Origin of the sequence: Stenotrophomonas sp. GD03654, from assembly GCF_029845105.1 — a bacterium.
GTDB classification, from domain to species: Bacteria; Pseudomonadota; Gammaproteobacteria; order Xanthomonadales; family Xanthomonadaceae; genus Stenotrophomonas; species Stenotrophomonas africana.
The window spans coordinates 85611-104262 of the sequence record NZ_JAOCLC010000007.1 but is presented as its reverse complement, the minus strand read 5'-3'; the positions used below and the strand labels follow the sequence as shown (position 1 = coordinate 104262).

The following is an 18652-nucleotide window of genomic DNA, read 5'->3' as shown; positions in this document are numbered from 1 at the left end:
ACGACATCGACTGCATCTGCGAGAAGATCGTCTGCGCCGCCTGCAGCGCAGTGCTCTGCAGCTGGTACTGGCTCAGTGCATCGGCGTAGTCCAGGTCGCGCATCTGCGACAGCGTGGTCTTCAGGGTCACGCTGTTGGCTTCACGCATGTCGGCGGCATTGTCCAGTGCCTTCAGCTGCGCACCGCCGGCCGCACGCGAATCGATCATCCGCTCCGATGCACGGGCCACATCGCGCAGGGCGCTCTGCAGTTCGTTCTGCTGCGCGCTCATCTTGGCGGTGGTGCCGGTGTCGGCATCAAGCGCGGCAATCAGCTTGTCCATGGTGTCGAAGATGTCGCGGCTGGTTGTCGGCTTCACACTGAAGCTGTCACCGGCAGCGGGTGCGCCGGTGATCTGCAGGCGTACACCGTTGACTTCGACGTTGTCACCGGCCTTGAACGTGCCGGTGCCGGTCACGTTGCCAGCACCGTCCAGTACCTGGTACTGGTCGGCGGCGGTGAAGCGGATGCTGAAGGACTGGCCGTTCCAGCTGTCGCTGCCATCGCGGGTGATGTTGGTCAGCACGCCGTTGCCGGTATTGCCGGCCGCGGCAACACCATCGACGAAGCCGTCGCCGGTAGGAATGCGCATGAAGATTTCGCTGCCGGGCAGGGCATCCCGTACATAGGTATCGGGGCCGACTTCAATCTGGCGCTGGGTCTGGTCGCCACGGTAGACCACCTTGCCATTGATCTTGGCGAACGGCGGATCACCATCGTTGGTGCCGCCGAACACGTAGCGGCCGGTGCCGTCCTCGGCGTTGGCCAGCGACAGCAGGCCCTCGCGGATCTGGTTCAGCTCGGTGATCAGCGTTTTCTTGTCGGCGGCGCCCAGTGCCGGATTGCTGGCCTGGATGGTCAGGTCGTTGACGCGCGCCATCAGATCGTTGACCTGGGCCAGGGTGTTTTCCTGTACGCCCAGTCGGTTCTGCACGTTGCCGGCATTGAGCTTCATCCGGTCCAGGGCTGCCAGGCTGCGATCAAGGCCCACGGCAGCACCGGCGCCGACCGGATCGTCCTTCGCGCTGACGATCTTGCTGCCGGTGGCGATCTGCTGCTCCAGGTGGCTGAGCTTGGCCTGCTTGGCCATCATCAGCGACACCGACTGGTTGTACATCATGCTGGTGGAGATGCGGCTGCTCATCGGCGGACGGCTCCCAGGATGGTCTGGAACATGCTGTCGGCGGTGGAGATCAGCTGCGAGGCCGCCTGGTAGGCCTGCTGCAGGCGCAGCATGTCGGCGGCTTCCTCGTCCAGGTTGACGCCGGACACTTCATCGCGCGCTTCCTGCGCCTTGTCATTGATCACCAGCTGGGCGTCCAGCGAGTACTCGGCCGAACGTGCTGCGGCGCCGACCTGGGTGGTGAGGCCGCCCAGCGCGCCGTTCAGCGTCACGGTGCCAGCGTTGAACGCCTTGGCGCTCTCGACCTTGGCCAGCTTGGCGGCATTGCTGTTGTCCGAGGAGCCGGCCGGGGTTGGGGTGATGTTGAAGGTGTCGCCGACCTTCGGAGCGCCGTCCAGCACGAAGCTCCAACCGTTGGCACTGATGGTCTGGCCGGGGGTGTAGGTCTGCGGCGGGCCGCCATCGATGGTATAGGTGGTGGCCGAGGTGAACACGATCGCGGCCGGATTGCGCAGGTTGGCGTTGGTCGAATCGCTGACGGTGACCCCGCTGAGCTTGCCGGTGCCGGTGTTGGAGGTCGCGGCCGCGCCCTTCACTGCAGCGGCAGCGGCGATGCGCGAGGGATCGGTGATCGCCACTTCCATGCTGCCGGCCACACCTGCGGTGGGCTGGAGCAGGAACCGATCGTTGGCGGCCGGAGTGCCGCCGACCACCATTTTGACGCCGTTGATCACCAGGGGGTCGGCAGCGGTGCCAGTGCCGGTCAGTGGAACACTGGCGCCGGTGTCGGCGCGGCTGGCCTTCCAGTTGGTGCCGTCGAACTGCAGCACCACGTTCTGTGCATCCAGCTTGCCGAGGTCGCCATAGGTGGCGCTCAGGCTCGCGGTGCCGGTGTTGGCGTTGTTGGCGGTGACGCGCGGGTTGCCGATGTTGAAGAAGTCGCCACCCAGCTGGCCATACATGTCCACGCCCTGGTGATGGGCCTGGTTGAACGTTTCGGCCAGGCCCACGGCGAGCTTGCCCAGTTCCGCCTGGGCCGGGGTCAGCACGGTGTCGCGGAACTCCAGCAGGCCACCGATCTGGCCACCGACCGCCTTTGCATCAAGCCGGATGGTGTTGCCCTGGGTCTCCAGCGCCAGCTGCAGGCGCTCGGGCTGGTACGGGTCGGCCACGGTGGTGACCTTGGTCGCCGTGGTACCCACCACCAGCGCGTTGCCGCCGGCGGTGTAGACATTCATGATGCCGCCGTCCTGGATCACCGCCGTGCCACCGGTGTAGCCGATCAGCTGGGTGATCAGCTGGTCGCGACGATCAAGCAGGTCAGGCGCTGCCGTGGCGAGGTTGGTGCCGATGGCGCCGTTGATCTGCGCGATCTCCTGCGCCAGGCGGTTGACCTCGGTGGCACCGGCCATCAGGCCGTTGTTGACCTCGCTGTTGAGGTTGTTCAGGTGCGTGTTGAGCTGCACGAAGCGATTGGCCAGCGCCTTGCCGCCGTCGAGCATGTTCTGGCGGTCGGCGGTGCCGGACGCATTGGAGGACAGGCCACTGACCGAGTCGAAGAAGTTCGACCACACACCGGCCACGTTGGTGGCGGCGTCGGAGAACAGCGCGTTGACCCGGTCGGCCATGCCGGAGAGCTGCTTCAGGCGCGCCAGCTCACCGCTGCTGTCGAGCAGGCGCGAGATGGCCAGCTGATCGGCGGTGCGGCGGATGTCGGTGATGCGGGTACCGTTGCCGACCGTGCCGTAGCCGTAGTTCTGCGGATCAGCGGTGGCGAAGTTGACCTTCTGCCGGCTGTAGCCCGGGGTATTGAGGTTGGCCACGTTGTGGCTGGTGGTCGCCAACGCACGCTGGAAGGCGAGCAGGGCACCGGTACCGGTGGAAAGTACGCTGGACATGGAGTTCCTCAACGACGAGTGATACCCAGCGCCGCGGTTGCGGTGCTGGCGAAGGTCTGGCCAAGGCGCGTGCCGGCCTCGGCGACGGCGCTGACCGCGCGCTCGATGGTCGGTCCACCGGCGATCGCGGCGATCTTGGCCGCGTAGCGCGGATCGGTGGCATAGCCGGCGCGCTGCAGGCCGCGGGCAAAGCCCTGCACGTCGGTGCCGGCCTGCAGGGCCTGCTGGTAACGCGGGCTGGTCTTCAGCAGGCGCACGTAGTCGGCGAAGCTCTCGGCCGGCGAACTGTAGGCGCGGAAGCTGGCAGTCTCGTTGCGGCGTACGCCGTCGACATATTCATGGGTGCCGGCCACGGCGCGCTGGCCGTTCCAGCCGTTGGCCTTGATGCCGAACAGGTTGTGCGAAGTGCTGCCATCGGCGTGCTTGATGTGGCGCTTGCCCCAGCCGGTTTCCAGCGCCGCCTGTGCCACCAGGGCGCGCGCATCCACGCCCAGTTCCTTGGCTGCACTCTGCGCGTGCTGCCAGATACTGGCGACGAAGCCTTCCGGGGTGTGCTCGCCCAGTTGGGCAACGGCGGTGCGGGTGGCCATCGCATCGGTTGGGCTGATCGCGGTGCCGCGATTGCTGGCGGTGGCCGACCACTGGTCGCTGCGGGCGGCCCAGTCTTCACCCTGCAGGCTGCCGATGTACGGATCTTCGGTGCCCAGCGAGCGGTGCATGCTGCTGCTCTCACGGCCGGCGATCAGGTCCAGGGCCTGCTCCATCGGCGCGACTGCCGCCTGTGCCCCCTGCTGCGCACCGGCGGCCATCTGCTGCAGCAGACGCACGGCCTGGCTGCCATCTTCCAGTGGCAGCGACGGTGCCGGCCTGGCCGGCGCATTGAGCTGGTAGGCACGGCTGGCCTTGGCAGGGTCCACGCGGGTATCCAGCGCCGGACCCTCGGCGGCCTGGCCGGACAGCTGCCGGCTGATCATGCCCGACAGGCCCAGCCCCTTGCCGCGGGTCATCGCCTCGGCAATCTTCTGGTCGTACATCTCGCGGAACATCTTGTTTTCGCCGGGGAACAGCGAGTCGCCGAAGCTGGCGTCACGCATGCTCTTGACCAGCATCTGCGCGAACTGGCCTTCCAGCTGGCGCGCGACCTTGTCGATCCTGGCCGGATCGTTCTGTTGCGCCGGGTGCAGATCGAATGCGGGATTGATACGCATGTCAGATCACCTCGAGCTCGGCACTCAATGCGCCGGCCTGCTTCAGGGCTTCCAGGATCGCGATGAGATCGCCCGGTGCCGCGCCTACCGCGTTCACCGCGTGCACGATCTCGTCCAGGGTGGTGCCGCCGCTGAACTTGAACATGCGGCTGCCGTCGTTGGTGGCGGTGATGGTCGACTGCGGGCTGGCCACGGTACGCCCGCCGGACAGCGCGTTGGGCTGGCTGACATTGGTGTTTTCCTGGATGGTCACGGTCAGTGAACCGTGCGAGATCGCGGCCGGTCCCACGCGTACCTGCTGGCCGATGACCACGGTGCCGGTGCGCGAATTGACCACTACCTTGGCCGGGGCGCTGCCCGGGGTCAGTTCCAGGTTTTCGATGCGCGCCAGCAGGCCGATGCGTGCACCCGGGTCGGTCGGCGCGGTCACGGCCACAGTCACGCCGTCGACCGCACGCGCTGCGCCTTCGCCGAATGCGTTGTTGAGCGCAGCGACCATGCGCGAGACCGTGGTGAAGTCGTTGTTGTGCAGGTTCAGGGTGATGTCGCCGCCGTTGGCCAGCGGGTCGGGCAGGGCACGTTCAACGGTGGCACCGTTGGGAATACGACCGACGCTGGGCACGTTCACCGAGACGCGGGAACCATCCTTGCCCTGCGCACCGAAGCCACCGACGATCAGGTTGCCCTGGGCGATGGCGTAGATCTGGCCGTCGGCACCGCGCAGCGGTGCCATCAGCAACGAACCGCCACGCAGCGAGACCGCGTTGCCGATCGAGGACACAGTGATGTCGATCGGCTGGCCCGGCTTGGCGAACGGCGGCAGCTCGGCGTGGATCGCTACGGCCGCTACGTTCTTCAGCTGCGGGTTGACGTTCGGCGGCACGTTGACGCCCAGCTCGCCGAGCAGGTTTTTCAGGCTCTGCACAGTGAAGGGTGCCTGGCTGGTGCGGTCGCCGCTGCCATCCAGGCCGACCACCAGGCCATAACCCACCAGCGCATTGCCGCGCACGCCGCCGACCTGGGCCAGGTCCTTGATGCGCTCGGCGCTGGCCGGGGCTGCCACGACCAGCAGCATCAGCGCCACGAACGACGCCACGCGGCGCTGCCAGGAAGAAGAGAGGAAGCGTTTCATGGCCATACTCAGAACGGCGTCAGGCCGGAGTTGAAGAAGCGGCTCAGCCAGCCCATCGCGTTGGATTGCGCGACCGGGCCGCGACCGCCGTAGACGATGCGGGCCTCGGCCACGCGGCTGGATGGAATGGTGTTGTCCTGGCTGATGTCGCCGGGGCGGACGATGCCCTGCACCTGCACCAGTTCATCGCCCTGGTTCAGCCGCAGGTTCTTCTGCCCCTGCACCACCAGGTTGCCGTTGGGCAGGCGCTGCACCACGGTGACCGTGACGCTGCCCTGCAGGCGGTTGCTCTGCGCGCTGTTGCCCTTGCCGGTGAAGTCACGCTTGCCTGCTGCCGATGCGCTGAGAATGTCCTTGCCGCCAAGGGTGACCGGCGCGCCGAGAATGGACGGTGTGCCCAGGCTCAGGTTCGATTCCTTGTTGGTGGCGGTGTTGGCGCTTGTCTGCGCGGTGGTGTTTTCCAGCAGGGTGATGGTCAGCAGGTCGCCAACATCGCGTGCGCGGCGGTCCGAATACAGCTGCAGGGTCGGGCCGGCGGCGTAGATGGCACCGGCGGTCGGCTGGGCCTGCGGCGGCATGATCGGCTGGATCGGCGCCATCGTCGGGTAGGGACGCACGTCGCCCGCGATCACGCAGCCACCGAGCAGGGCGGCCACGGCGCAGGCGAGGGCAGTGCGGGTGAAGTTGGAAATGGGCGACATGGCGGTTTCCCGGTTTGGCCGGTCAGAGCTTGTTGTTGAGGTAGCCGAGCATCGAATCGGTGGTGGAGATCGCCTTGGCGTTCATCTCGTAGGCGCGCTGGGTTTCGATCATCGACACCAGCTCTTCCACCACGTTGACGTTGCTGCCTTCGAGCGCGCCCTGCACCACAGTGCCGAGGCCGTTGAGCCCGGGGTTGCCGTTCTGTGCCGGACCAGAAGCGGTGGTCTCCAGGAACAGGTTCTCGCCGCGGGCCTGCAGGCCGGCCGGATTGACGAAGTCGGTCAGGGTCAGCGCACCCACTTCCACCGACGCCGCACCGTCGGCCATCTTCACGCTGATGGTGCCGTCGGTACCGATGGTCACCGACTGCGCGCCTTCGGGAATCTGGATGCCCGGCTGCACCGGGTAGCCGCTGTTGGTGACCAGCTCGCTGTCCTGGTTGATCTTGAACGAGCCGTCACGGGTGTAGGCCGAGCTGCCATCAGGCATCTGAACCTCGAAGAAGCCGCGACCGTTGACCATCACGTCCAGGGCGCGGCCGGTCTGCTGCTGGCCGCCCTGTTCAAAATTCTTGGCGGTGGCAACCACACGCACACCGGTACCCAGCTGCAGGCCGGTGGGCAGCTGCGTCTGCGCCGAGGAGGAGCCGCCGGGCTGGCGCACCTGCTGGTACAGCAGGTCTTCAAAACTGGCACGGTCCTGCTTGAAGCCGGTGGTGTTGGTGTTGGCGAGGTTGTTGGAAACCACCGACATGCGCATCTGCTGCGCATCCAGTCCGGTTTTCGCGATCCACAATGCCTGGTTCATCTTCGGTGTCCTGTCTGGTGAAGCCGGCCGCGTGGTGCGGCCCTTGAATGCGGTTGTGCAAGCGGTGTGCCAGCGCCGGCATCAGCCGGCGCCGGAATTCCGTCAGCTACCCAGGCGCAGCATGCTGTTGGCGCTGCGCGCGTTTTCGTCGCCGTGCTTGATCACCTGTACCTGCATTTCGTACTGGCGCTGCAGCTGGATCATCTGCACCAGCGCGCCAGCGGCGTCCACGTTGCTGCCTTCCAGCTGGCCGCTGTGCACGGCCGTGCCCTGTGCAGGTGCGAACGGCTGGCGTGGGTCGGTGTTGCGGAACAGACCATCCAGGCCACGCTCCAGGCGCTCATCTGGGGCCTGCACCACTTTGATGCGACCGATCTGCGCCATGGTCTGCGGGCCTTCACCCTGCGGGATGATCGAGATAGTGCCGTCGGCACCGATCTCCATGGCCTGGTAGGGCGGAATGGCGATCGGGTTGTTGTTGTCATCCAGCACCGTGCGGCCGCTGGAGGTCACCAGCTGGCCGTTCGGCGTGACCGACAGCGCCGCGCCGCGTGTGTACGCCTCGCTGCCGTCACTGGACTGCACGGCCAGCCAGGTGCCGGTCTGCAGGGACAGATCCAGCGGCTTGCCGGTGATGTGCTGCGAGCCGGGCGTGCGGTTGAACCCGGCATCGACATGCAGCGCATCCACCCGCGAGGCAAAGCCCGGGCCACGGATCGGGAAGGCTTCGGTGTTGGCCAGCGCTTCCTTGAAGCCGGGAGTATCGGAGTTGGCGAGGTTGTGGCTGAGCGTACCCTGCGCCTGCAGGGAGGCGCGGGCACCGGTCATCGCCACGTAAAGGGCTTTATCCATGCGGGGAGTTCCGTGACAGGGTCAGCGCGTCATCAACGGATGTTGATGACGGTCTGGGTGATCTGGTCCTGGGTGGTGATCATCTGCGCGTTGGCCTGGAAGTTGCGCTGCGCGGTAATCATGTTGACCAGCTGCTCGGTGAGGTCGACGGTGGACGCTTCCAGCGAGCCGGCCTGGATCTTGCCGAGGTTGGAGGTGTCCGGCATGCCGGTGCGCGGCGTGCCCGAGCTGAAGGTGTCCACCCACAGATTGTTGCCCTTCGACTCCAGTCCCTGCGGATTGTTGAAGGTGGTCAGCGCGACCTGGCCCAGCGGCTTGTCGGCCCCGTTGGAGTAACGGGCGTAGACCACGCCGGTTTCCGACACGGTGATTTCGTTGAGCTTGCCGGCGGCGTAGCCGTCCTGCTGGGTGTTGCGCAGCGCGAACTTCTCGCCGTACTGGGTCGAGCCGTTGATGTCCAGCGTCATGTTCAGCACGCCAGCACCGGTGGTCGGGGTGAAGGTGCCGAGGCTGACCTTGCCGTCCGCGGGTGCAGTCAGCTTGCCGCTGTTATCGAAGGTGACCGGGGTCGGGTTGCCCGCCGGCTGGCCATCCACGTAGTTGCGCACGGTCCACTCGTTCGGGTTGGCACCCTTCACGAAGTACGAGACCTGGATGTGGCTGACGCCCAGCGAGTCGTACACGGTGATGCCGCCGCTGGAGTGGTTGTAGCTGTTCGAATCGGTCGGATCGAAGGTGGTGACCGTCGGCTGCTTGGCGTTGGCCGGCAGGGTGAAGCCGACCTTCACTTCGCTGGTCTGCTTTGGCGGGCTGTCGGTGGTCAGCAGCTGCAGGTCGACCATGCGCCCGGCATCGAAGTTGGTGCCATCGGCATTCGGCGCGAACACCTGCAGGCGCGCGCCCTGTGGGTTGACCACATAGCCGGATGCATCGGTCTGGAAGTTGCCGGCACGCGAATACACGCGGCTGCCGTTCATGTTCATGGTGAAGAAGCCTTCACCGGAAATGGCCATATCCAGGCTGCGACCGGTCTGTTCGTTGTGGCCCTGCTTGAACTGCTGGGCGACATTGGAGACGCGCACACCGGAACCCACCGCATTCTTGGAGAGGCCGTAGCCGGTAGCCGAGAACAGATCGGCGAACTCGGCGCGCGATTCCTTGAAGCCGGTGGTGTTGACGTTGGCGACGTTGTTGGCAGTGACGCTCAGGTCGGAGTTGGCGGCATTGATGCCGGACAGCGAGACATTGAAGCCCATGGGATGCTCCTGGTAAGTGCGGGGTGTGCGGCTCAGCTGACGCGGAGCACGTAGTCGATCGGGGCCGTGCCCAGGCCCTTGAGGTTCAGGTACAGGCCGTCGGAACCGACGGTCACGCTTTCCACCGGTGCCTGCACGTAGGTGGAAAGCTTGGTGCTCTTGCCGGCGGTGTCGACATGGTTGGCGACGATGGAATACTTGCCGGGCTCCATGCGCTTGCCGTTCGCATCCTTGCCGTCCCACTGGAAGGCGGTTTCGCCGGCCGCCTTGGCTTCAACGCTGAGGGAGGTGACCTTGGCGCCGTTGGCATCGGTGATGTCGACAGTGATGATGCCGGCCGACGGTGCGGCCACCGTGCCTTCGACGCTGCCTTCCTTTTCCAGTACCAGCTTTTCCGATGGCACCAGCACCTGGTGGCCGACCAGCGCAGCACCACGCAGCACCTGGTCGCTGGCCATCGACTCCTGGAAGCCCTTCACCGTCTTGTTCAGATCGGTGATGCCCTGCACGGTGGACATCTGCGCCATCTGCGCGACCATCTGCGTGTTGTCCATCGGCTTCAGCGGATCCTGGTGCTGCAGCTGCTCGGTCATCAGGCGCAGGAAATCGGCCTGGTCCAGCGTGTTCTTCTTCTTGGTGGCGTTGCTGTTCGGAGCGTTCAGGCCCAGCGCGGAATAGACGTCCTGGCTGGTCTGGTTGTTGACGGAAGTGGTCATGGCGGTATCCGGTGCGGCGGGGCTCAGCGGCCCATGGTCAGGGTGGCCAGGGCCAGTTCCTTGGCGGTGGTCAGCATCTCCACACCGGCCTGGTAATTGCGCGAGGTCGAGATCAGGTTGACCATCTGCGCCACCGGATCGACGTCGGGCTGGTAGATGTAGCCATCGCCGTCGGCCAGCGGATGGCCCGGCTCGTAGCGCTTGATCGGTGCCGCATCGCTCTGGGTGATTTCCTTGACCTTCACCGAGGTGATGTTCGGATCGTTCTTGCTGGTTACAGCCTGGAAGATCGGCTCCAGCGGCTTGTACACGGCGTCGGCGGAACCAGCGACGGTGTCGGCGTTGGAAAGGTTGGAGGCGATGGTGCTCATGCGCACCGACTGCGCCTGCAGTGCGGAGCCGGCGATATCGAAGATCGGCAGGTTGCTCATGGCTTATTGCCCCGTGATCGCGGTCAGCATGGAACGCACCTTGCTCTCGACGAAGCTGAGCGAAGCGCGGTATTCGAGTGCGGCGCGGCCATAGGCGGCACGCTCGGCATCGGGATCGACGGTGTTGCCGTCCAGGCTGGGCTGCACGCCTTCGCGCGCGATCTGGAACGGGTTCAGGCCACTACTGATTTCGTAGTGCTGCTCGTTGGTAGTGGTCATCAGGCCGTTGGCATCCTGCCCCTGGGCGTGGCGCAGGGCGGCATCGAAGTCCAGGTCCTGGGCCTTGTAGCCGGGAGTGTCGGCATTGCCGAGGTTGCTGGCGATCAGCTTCATCCGCTGTTCGCGCAACGGCATGGCCTGGGCGTGGACGCCCAGGTAGTCGGTAATCAGGTTGCGCACGGTGCACTCCCACGGGAACGTTGCCCGGGAAGCTGCAAGGGGTGTGCCAAAGTGCGCGCGATCCTGTAGAGCCGAGCCATGCTCGGCTGCCTTTCGTTCAGGCGCCGCACAAGCCGAGCATGGGCTCGGCTCTACAGGAGAGGGCCGTCAGGCCGCCATCGCGACCTTGCGCAGGCGGTCCAGCACGAAGTCGGCCAGCTCGTGCGGCGAGTACTTGGCTACGAAAGCGTTGGCGCCGACGCGCTCGACCATCGCATTGTTGAATACGCCCGACAGCGAGGTATGCAGCAGCACGTACAAGCCGGCCAGGCCCGGGTGCCGCCGGATTTCCGTCGTCAGCGTGTAGCCGTCCATGGCCGGCATCTCGATGTCCGAGATGACCATGGCGTAGCGCTCGGCCGGGTTCTCGCCCGAGGCGTGGATCTGCAGCAGGTGGTCCAACGCCTGCTTGCCATCGGAAAGCAGGGTGGCGCCCACTCCCAGCTGGTCCAGCACGCTGCGGATCTGCTGACGGGCGACGCGTGAATCGTCCACCACCAGCACCTGCAGCTGCGGGCCGTCGGCCGGCATTGCCATGGTCGGGTCCAGCACCGCCTCGCCGCGCACCTGGGCGATATCGGCCAGCACGCTTTCAACGTCGATCACCTGGATCAGCTCGCCCTGGAAGCGGGTGACTGCGGTCAGATAGCTCGATTCGGCGCCCAGTTCCGGCGGCGGGTGGATGTCTTCCACCGCGATGTTGACGATGCGCTCGACGCCGCTGACCAGGAAGCCCTGGATCGAACGGTTGAATTCGGTGACGACCAGATAGCCGGGCGAGGTGTCCGCATCGGGCTCACGCTCGGGGTGGCCGATGGCCAGACCCAGGTCCAGCACCGGCACCGAGCGGCCACGCACGTCGGCCACGCCGGAGAACTGGCTGGGCAGCCCGGGCACCTGGAACAGCTCCGGGCGCCGCAGGACTTCCTGCACCTTGAAGACATTGACGCCAAAAAGCTGACGTCCGCCGAGACGGAACAGCAGCAGCGCCAGGCGATTGTGGCCGGCCAGACGGGTCCGCTGGTCGATCCGGTTGAGCAGGTCATGGGACATGGCTGCTGTATCGGCGGGGTAGGCGCCGAACTTGAGGGCGCTCAGCCGCCCGCGCGCTCCACACCGCCTTTATGGCGCCACGCCATGCAGACCCTGCCTCTGTTGAGTCGAGCTTGCTCGACTGGCCATGAAAGCAGTCGAGCAAGCTCGACTCTACACAAGCCCCTCTGGCACACCTCTTGCACGCACCTGGGCCAGATCCCTTCGACAGGAGGCGCCATGCGCCGGGTCACATCCATATTCGCCATCGCGTTGTCGCTGGCCTCGCCATGGGCGACCGCCTCCGACTGGCAGCCGGTGGCCAGCATCCGTACTGCGGCGCTGTCGACGCTGCCGGCCGGCAGCGAGGGCGAGGCCCAGGTGGCCGATGCGCTGCGCCTGCCGAAGTGTGGGGGCGCACTGCAGGTGCAGCCCACTGCCAACACCACGGTTGAGGTCAGCTGCCCCGATGCCGGTGGTTGGCGCCTGTTCGTGCCCGTAAAGGTGCGACGCAACCAGACCGTGCTGGTGCTCAACCGTGGAATCGGCACTGGAGAAACCCTCACCGCCGCCGATATCACCACTGCCCAACGTGATGCCGCCCGGATTGCCGGTGCGGTGCTGGCCGACCCCAATGCAGCGATCGGCCGCATCGCCCGCCGTCCGTTGCAGGCCGGAGCTCTGCTGTCGAACAACGATCTGGTGGTGCAGCGTCTCATCAAGCGAGGAGACAATGTGGCCCTGGTCTCGCGTCGCGGCTCGGTCGAGGTCCGTATTGCCGGCCGCGCGATGGGTGATGCCGGTGAGAACGAGCGGGTCTCGGTGGAGAATCTGTCCTCGCGGCGGATCGTGCAGGGCACGGTCGATGCCGCAGGTGACGTAATCGTGGCGCGTTGAATTACCGCAAAATATCCCTAAAGATCACGGCCCTGCGGCCGTTATCCCTTGTGAACGGCAACTCCAGGACACCCCATGAGCCAGAAAATCGACGGCAACCTGCAGGTCCCCCAGGCACTGCGCAGCGTGACGACCCCGGCCAACAAGCCCGGCGTCAGCACCGATGCGCCGACCCGCCCGGTCGAGGCGGCTGACAGCCTGCGCCTGACCGGCGAGGCCACCAATCTGCAGGCCATCGAGCGTGAGCTGACCACCGCCCCGGCGATCGACGCCCAGCGCGTGGCCGCCGTGCGCGAATCGCTGCAGAACGGCACCTACAAGATCAATCCGGACGCGATCGCATCGCGCATGCTCGAGCTGGACCAGCAGCTTCACGGATGACCGCGGCGATGAGCGAGCCGCTGCAGCGCCTTGCCCAGGCCCTGGACGTTGAACGCCAGGCCCTGGTCGAGCACGACGTGCACGCCCTGATCCGGGCCACCGGGGCCAAGCTGGAAGCGCTGCGTGCGCTGGAAGGCGCGCCGCCGGTGGGCGAGGGCGAACAGCTGCAGGAACTGGCCGAGCGCAACCGCGCCAACGGCGTGCTGCTGTCGCGCCGCCGCCGCGAGGTCAACTGGGCGCTGCGCCAGCTCGGCCGCACTGAAGATGCCTCGGCCTACGATGCCAAGGGCCAGGCGCACACTGTCACTGCGCGCCGTCCACTCGCCGTCGCCTGACGCGACGGCGGTCGCACAACCCCATCACACGGGCTGAAGCCCGCTGCGTGACCGCGTATATTGGGCGCCTGTTCGAATGCCCGAGTCGCCGTGTCCGCTGCCAACGCCCTGGTTACCGCCCCCCTTCCGCCGCAGCCGGTGCTGCAGGCGCTGCTTGAGCGCCTGCGCGAAGGCCTGCTGCTGTTCACCGAAGACGGGCAGGTGGCCCTGGCCAATCCGGCCGCGCAGAACCTGCTGGCCAGTGGTGAGGGCGGTGGTCTGCCTCCGCCGCAGCGTCTTCGCGAGCTGTTGCCGCCCGATGCGTTGGAACAGGCGCGCCAGCACGGCCACTGGAATGGCAGCCTGCCGCTGGGCGAGGGCGTGGTCATCGCGCACCTCTACCACCACGGCCCGGTCGGCCAGGGGCACTTCCTGGCCCTGTTCCGCCACATCGAAGGGCAGGAAGACTACGAACGCGAACTGCAGCAGCGCCATGCCGAGCTGCGCCAGGCCTACCTGCGCCTGAACGGTACCCAGGAAAAGCTGCTGCAGTCGGAGAAGATGGCCTCGATCGGACAGCTTGCTGCCGGCGTCGCGCACGAGATCAACAACCCGATCGGCTACGTGCACTCCAACCTGGGCAGCCTGCAGGAGTACCTGCGCAGCCTGTTCACCGTCATCGAGGCTTACGAACGTGCGCTGCGCGCGCCGGATCCGAAGGCGCTGATCCCGGAAATCGACGACATTCGTGATCGCCTGGACATCGATTTCATCAGCCGCGACCTGCCGCAGCTGATGGCCGAGTCGCGCGAAGGCATCGAGCGTGTCACCCGCATCGTGCGCGACCTGAAGGACTTCTCGTATTCCGGCCGCGACGAGTCATGGAAGCTGGTGGACCTGCATTCCGGCCTGGAATCGACCATCAACATCATCTGGAATGAACTCAAGTACAAAGTGCACCTGGTGCGCGAGTTCGGCCAGTTGCCGTTGGTGGAATGCCTGCCGTCGGAGTTGAACCAGGTCTACATGAACCTGCTGCTCAACGCGGGTCATGCCATTGCCGAGCGCGGCACCATCACGGTGCGCACCGGCGTTGATGGCGATCACGTGTGGGTCGAGTTCGAAGACACCGGCGGCGGCATCTCGCCGGAACTGCGCCAGCGCATCTTCGATCCGTTCTTCACCACCAAGCCGGTGGGTAGTGGCACCGGCCTGGGCCTGTCGATCTCCTACAGCATCATCAACAAGCACCATGGCCGCATCGACCTGGACAGCACCCCGGGCGTAGGCTCGCGCTTCCGCGTGGTGCTGCCGGTGAAGCAGCCGCGCTGACTGCTTCTGGTAGTGCCGGCCGCTGGCCGGCAACCTCATTGAACCTGACATCCAGAGCAGCCGGCCAGCGGCCGGCTCTACCAGAGGGGACCGTTACCGCAACGGGCGATCCTCACCGCCGTCTCCGCTCTCCACCGGTGCGGGACCGGCGTTGCTGCGGCGCTGTTCCTCGTAGGTGCGGAACGCCTGGTGGATGTGCTTGCGCAGTTCGTCATCGTTCCACGGCTTGGTCAGGAAGCGGTAGATCGCGCCGCGGTTGATCGCATCGGTCACCGTGTTCAGATCGGTGTAGCCGGACAGCACCAGGCGGATCGTATCCGGGTACAGCATCTTCACCCGGCCCAGGAACTCGGTGCCGCTCATGTCGCTCATGCGCTGGTCGGACAGGATCACCTGCACGTCGTTGATGGCCAGCAGGTCGAACGCATCGCGCACGTTGCCGGCCGCCAGGATGCGGTAGCCGTCACGGCGGAACAGGCGCACCAGCGAACGCAGCACGTTCTCTTCGTCGTCCAGCAACAGCAGCGTGCGATCCGGGCGGGTCTCGGCGAAGGCCTCCGGGCGCAGGTAGCGGCGGCGCAGGGTCATGCCGGCGGCATCGGCGGACATCGGTTCGCCGAACAGGTAGCCCTGGAATACATCACAATCGTTGCGACGCAGGAAGCCCAACTGCGCCTGCGACTCCACGCCGTTGGCGATCACCGTCATGCCCAGCTGGTGGCCCATGGCGATGATCGCGCGGGCGATGGCCGCCTCACGGTTGCCGGCCGGTGCGCTCTTGATGAAGCTGCGATCGATCTTCAGCTTGTCCACCGGATAGCGCACCAGCGCACTCAGGCTTGAGTCGCCGGTACCGAAATTGTCCAGGCTCAGGCTGATGCCTTCGTTGCGCAGGTTGGCCAGCGTCTCGTGCACGAAGTTGACGTTGTTGGTCAGCGCGCTTTCGTTGATCTCCAGTGTCAGCATCTGCGCCGGCACGCCGGCGGCCTGGATCAGGCCCATGACCTCAGCGAAGAAGTTGGGCCGCAGCAACTGCAGGGTGGAGACATTCACGGCGATGGTGAAGTCGTCGAAGCCTTGGTCGCGCCACAGGCGGGCCTGCTTCAGTGCGCCTTCCAGCACCCAGGTGCCGATCTGCACGATGATGCCCAGCCGCTCGGCGGTGCGCATGAAGCGCTCCGGTACCAGCATGCCCAGCGTCGGCGACTGCCAGCGCAACAGCGCTTCCATGCCGACCACGTGGCCATCACGAGCGCTGACCAGCGGCTGGTAGCGCAGTTTCAATTCGCCATTGGGAATGGCGTCGACGATCTGCCGCGCGATGATGCTCTCGCTGTGCGCGCTTGGCGGAGTATCCACCGCGTGGATGCGCACCGCGTTGCCGCCTTCGCGCGCGGCCTGGTACAGCGCGTCTTCGGCGTGGTCGAGCAGGCGTGACGTGCCGCTGGCATGCTCCGGGCACAGGCTCACGCCCAGTTTGCCGGTCATGAACAACGTGTACGGCAGCACCGACAGCGGCAGTTCCATCTGCTGGCGGATCTCTTCGGCGAAGTCTTCCGGCAGCGGCACGTCGGCAGTGCGGGGCACCGCGATCAGGAATTCGTCACTACCATGGCGCCACAGCTTGCCGCGCCCGCGCAGATAGGACTGCAGCCGCTGCGCCACCAGGACCAGCGCCTGGTCTCCCACCTCGGCACTCATGTTCTCGTTGACCGAGGCGAAGTGGTCGATGTCCACATGCATCAGCATCAGTGCGGTGCCGCCCGAGGCCGCTTCGGCGACCATCGCCTGCAGCTCGGGGTTGCCGGCGCCGAGGCGGTCGGGCGCATCATCGATGCTGACCGGGGGCAGGTTGGGATTCCACATAGGCTCAGTATTCCGGTGACTCGACGGCAGCCATGCTGGCCGCCTGGTAAGGGAGATGAACGTCGATCAGGGTGCCTTCGCCGTGCGCGGATTCGATCCGCACGTGGCCGCCGACGCTCTGCGCACGTTCGCGCATCACGATCAGGCCCAGGCCTCGTGGCCCGTCCGGGTCGAAGCCCTCGCCATCATCACGGATCTGCAGGTGCAGTCCGCGCTGGCCGACATCGCGCAGCTGCAGCAGGACCTGGCTGGCGCGGGCGTGGCGCAGGGCATTGGTCAGGCTCTCCTGCGCGATACGGAAGCAGGCCTGCTCGATGCTGTTGTCAGGACGGTGCGGCAGGGGCTCGATCTCGGCCAGCAGTTCCACCGGCGAGGAACGGAACAGCACCCGTGCCTGCCAGCTCAGGGCTGCTTCCAGGCCCAGCGCGTCCAGCTGCGGCGGGCGCAGCAGGGTGGAGATGTCGCGCAGTTTGGCCACGGTGGTGTCGGCCAGGCTGACGATCTGTGCCAGATCCTCGGCGCGGCGCTGCGGATCATGCTCGTCCTGCGCAGCATGGGCGGACAGCTTGATCGCCGTGATGGCCTGGCCGATGTCGTCGTGCAGGTCGCGCGATATCGCGCGGCGTTCGTCCTCCTGCAGCGAGAACAGGCGGCCGGCCATCGCCTGCAGTTCACGGTTGCTGGTTTCCAGTGCGCTGCGGGTGCGCTCGGCATCGCTCAGGTCGCGCACGATCAGCAGCTTGCAGTCGCGTCCGCCATAACGCACTTCACCCACTGCCAGGCCGGCATGGAAGCTGCGGCCGTCAGCGCGCTGCATTGCCACCACGCTGCTGTGACCGGGCCCCAGGTGGGGCTGGCCTGCCCGCAGCTGGCTGCGCACGCGGGCCAGATCGGCGTTGTCCACCAGTGCCGACAGGGGCTCGCCGAGCAGGGTGTGGCTGCCATAGCCGAACAGGCTGGCGGCCCAGGCGTTGGCGTACAGCACGTGTTCGTCGGAGAGGATCACCACGCCGTCGGGCAGTACCCGAACCAGTTCGCGGAACTGTTCCTCGCGTTCGCGCAGCAGGCGCCGCGACTGCTCGCGCTCTGTCACGTCCTGCAGCGTGCCCAGCACGCGCTTGCGGCCGGCCTCGTCGATGCCGCTGGCAGCACGCAGATGCACCATCAATGCGCGGCCATCCATCGACAGCAGTGGCAGCAGCACGTCCACCTGGACCGGCTCGCCGGAGCAGAGCTCGGCCAACAGCTGTTCGGTCTGGGTCGCGGTGGCAGGGTCGGCCGGCACCAGCAGTTCGTCGAAGCGATGCCAGCGCCGGGCCTCGGGCGGGCGGCGGCCGAGCAGGCGGTAGACCTGGTTCGAGTAGCGGCCGAACCCGGTGGAGGGGTCCAGCTCCCAGGCGCCGATGCGGGCCAGCTCGTGGGCTTCCTCCACCCGGGCCAGCGCCTGGTCGCGGCGCAGCTGGGCCAGATCCTCGGCGGTGCGGTCGATGGCAATCAACAAGCGGGCGTTGTGGCCGTCATAGCTGATGGCATTGGAGCGCAGTTCCATCTGCCGCAGCGAGCCATCACGCAGCTGCAGCGGGGTACGCAGGATGCACAGTTCTTCCGGTGCCTCGCGGATCGCCTCCAACTTGGTCTGCAGCGCATGGTCCTGGCCTGGCGGCCACAGCGCGTCGATGGTCTGTTCCAGCAGTTCGTCACGGTCCCAGCCGAAGGCGGTACAGGCCGCCGGGTTCGCGTCGAGGATCGCGAGCGTGTCCAGGTCGTAGACCAGGATCGGGCCAGGATTGCCCTCGAACATCTGCCGCAGGCGCAGTTCTGAGGTTTGCTGACGAGCATGGGTATGCAGCACATGCTCGGCCAGGGGGCGCAGCAGCAGGTAGAGCAGGCCGGCGCTGGCCACAGCGAAGAACGAACCCTTCAGGCTCTGCCACAACGCGGCCTGCTGCGGGTCGGGCACCAGCGCCCGTATGGCGCCGTCGGTTGCGATCATCCAGGCCAGTGCCATCGCCAGGTAGCTCAGCACCACCCGGCGCCGGTCGCGGCTCAGCGCCTGCGCCATCCGCGGGTCGGGAACTGGGGCGTTGCCGGTCGGTTCTGCGGGCATGGACAGGGCGGAAGAAAGGGGCGCCGGCCATCTTACCGCGCGGGTGTGCCCTGACCACTCAATTATCCGCCGCAGGCGCCGTTAACCACTGCGTGCCCCGCTGACGGGCGTGTCATCCGGA

General features: G+C 66.4%; 18 protein-coding genes. 4 read left to right on the top strand and 14 right to left on the bottom strand.

The features are described from left to right. The 12 genes from flgL to N5J73_RS04860 all read right to left on the bottom strand — a co-directional run. Positions 1-1183 (bottom strand): flagellar hook-associated protein FlgL (gene flgL, locus N5J73_RS04915; protein ID WP_279940682.1); only part of this gene is annotated, 1183 nt, incomplete at its 3' end. Next, entirely contained in the window at positions 1180-3060 is a 1881-nt protein-coding gene (gene flgK / locus N5J73_RS04910; protein ID WP_049446334.1) for a flagellar hook-associated protein FlgK, read from the bottom strand. The genes flgL and flgK, both read right to left, overlap by 4 nt. A gap of 8 nt (positions 3061-3068) precedes the next feature. Next, positions 3069-4268, bottom strand: a complete 1200-nt coding sequence (flgJ, locus tag N5J73_RS04905; RefSeq protein WP_049446336.1) for a flagellar assembly peptidoglycan hydrolase FlgJ — start codon at positions 4266-4268, stop codon at positions 3069-3071. 1 nt (position 4269) lies between these two features. After that, complete coding sequence (locus N5J73_RS04900; protein ID WP_049446340.1) at positions 4270-5406, bottom strand: flagellar basal body P-ring protein FlgI; 1137 nt, start codon at positions 5404-5406, stop codon at positions 4270-4272. A 2-nt stretch (positions 5407-5408) separates the two neighbouring features. After that, positions 5409-6101, bottom strand: coding sequence for a flagellar basal body L-ring protein FlgH (gene flgH, locus N5J73_RS04895; RefSeq protein ID WP_049446342.1), 693 nt, complete (start codon positions 6099-6101; stop codon positions 5409-5411). A 22-nt stretch (positions 6102-6123) separates the two neighbouring features. After that, a complete protein-coding gene (flgG, locus tag N5J73_RS04890) occupies positions 6124-6909 on the bottom strand; it encodes a flagellar basal-body rod protein FlgG (protein WP_005409571.1) in 786 nt (261 codons plus the stop codon). A 102-nt stretch (positions 6910-7011) separates the two neighbouring features. Continuing rightward, positions 7012-7761 carry a flagellar basal body rod protein FlgF gene (locus tag N5J73_RS04885; protein ID WP_049446343.1) on the bottom strand — a complete coding sequence of 250 codons (750 nt, stop codon included), beginning with the start codon at positions 7759-7761 and terminating at the stop codon, positions 7012-7014. Positions 7762-7793: 32 nt separating this feature from the next. Further along, complete coding sequence (gene flgE / locus N5J73_RS04880; RefSeq protein ID WP_049446345.1) at positions 7794-9017, bottom strand: flagellar hook protein FlgE; 1224 nt, start codon at positions 9015-9017, stop codon at positions 7794-7796. Positions 9018-9049: 32 nt separating this feature from the next. Then, a complete protein-coding gene (locus N5J73_RS04875; RefSeq protein ID WP_049446347.1) occupies positions 9050-9733 on the bottom strand; it encodes a flagellar hook capping FlgD N-terminal domain-containing protein in 684 nt (227 codons plus the stop codon). Positions 9734-9756: 23 nt separating this feature from the next. After that, the gene (flgC, locus tag N5J73_RS04870; RefSeq protein ID WP_005409575.1) at positions 9757-10164 is read right to left on the bottom strand and encodes a flagellar basal body rod protein FlgC; all 408 of its coding nucleotides are present in this window, start codon (positions 10162-10164) and stop codon (positions 9757-9759) included. A gap of 3 nt (positions 10165-10167) precedes the next feature. Continuing rightward, entirely contained in the window at positions 10168-10563 is a 396-nt protein-coding gene (flgB, locus tag N5J73_RS04865) for a flagellar basal body rod protein FlgB (protein ID WP_006366156.1), read from the bottom strand. 147 nt (positions 10564-10710) lie between these two features. Continuing rightward, entirely contained in the window at positions 10711-11655 is a 945-nt protein-coding gene (locus N5J73_RS04860) for a chemotaxis protein (protein WP_010485887.1), read from the bottom strand. A gap of 219 nt (positions 11656-11874) precedes the next feature. On the opposite strand from N5J73_RS04860, the gene flgA reads away from it, so the two are divergent. From flgA to N5J73_RS04840, 4 genes are all read left to right on the top strand, one after another. Further along, complete coding sequence (flgA, locus tag N5J73_RS04855; protein WP_049446349.1) at positions 11875-12531, top strand: flagellar basal body P-ring formation chaperone FlgA; 657 nt, start codon at positions 11875-11877, stop codon at positions 12529-12531. A 75-nt stretch (positions 12532-12606) separates the two neighbouring features. Further along, positions 12607-12912: a flagellar biosynthesis anti-sigma factor FlgM gene (flgM, locus tag N5J73_RS04850; RefSeq protein WP_049446352.1), complete on the top strand. Its 306-nt coding sequence runs from the start codon at positions 12607-12609 to the stop codon at positions 12910-12912. Then, entirely contained in the window at positions 12909-13247 is a 339-nt protein-coding gene (locus N5J73_RS04845; protein WP_010485882.1) for a flagella protein, read from the top strand. The genes flgM and N5J73_RS04845 overlap by 4 nt, the downstream gene beginning before the upstream one ends. A 90-nt stretch (positions 13248-13337) precedes the next feature. Beyond that, positions 13338-14558 carry an ATP-binding protein gene (locus N5J73_RS04840; protein WP_049446354.1) on the top strand — a complete coding sequence of 407 codons (1221 nt, stop codon included), beginning with the start codon at positions 13338-13340 and terminating at the stop codon, positions 14556-14558. A gap of 93 nt (positions 14559-14651) precedes the next feature. Here the strand turns inward: N5J73_RS04840 and N5J73_RS04835 are convergent, their stop codons facing one another. Both N5J73_RS04835 and N5J73_RS04830 read right to left on the bottom strand, forming a co-directional pair. Continuing rightward, on the bottom strand, positions 14652-16424 hold the full coding sequence (locus N5J73_RS04835; RefSeq protein WP_049446355.1) for an EAL domain-containing protein: 1773 nt from the start codon (positions 16422-16424) through the stop codon (positions 14652-14654). A gap of 4 nt (positions 16425-16428) precedes the next feature. Then, positions 16429-18531, bottom strand: a complete 2103-nt coding sequence (locus tag N5J73_RS04830; RefSeq protein WP_164078439.1) for a PAS domain-containing sensor histidine kinase — start codon at positions 18529-18531, stop codon at positions 16429-16431. Between the last annotated feature and the right edge of the window lie 121 nt (positions 18532-18652).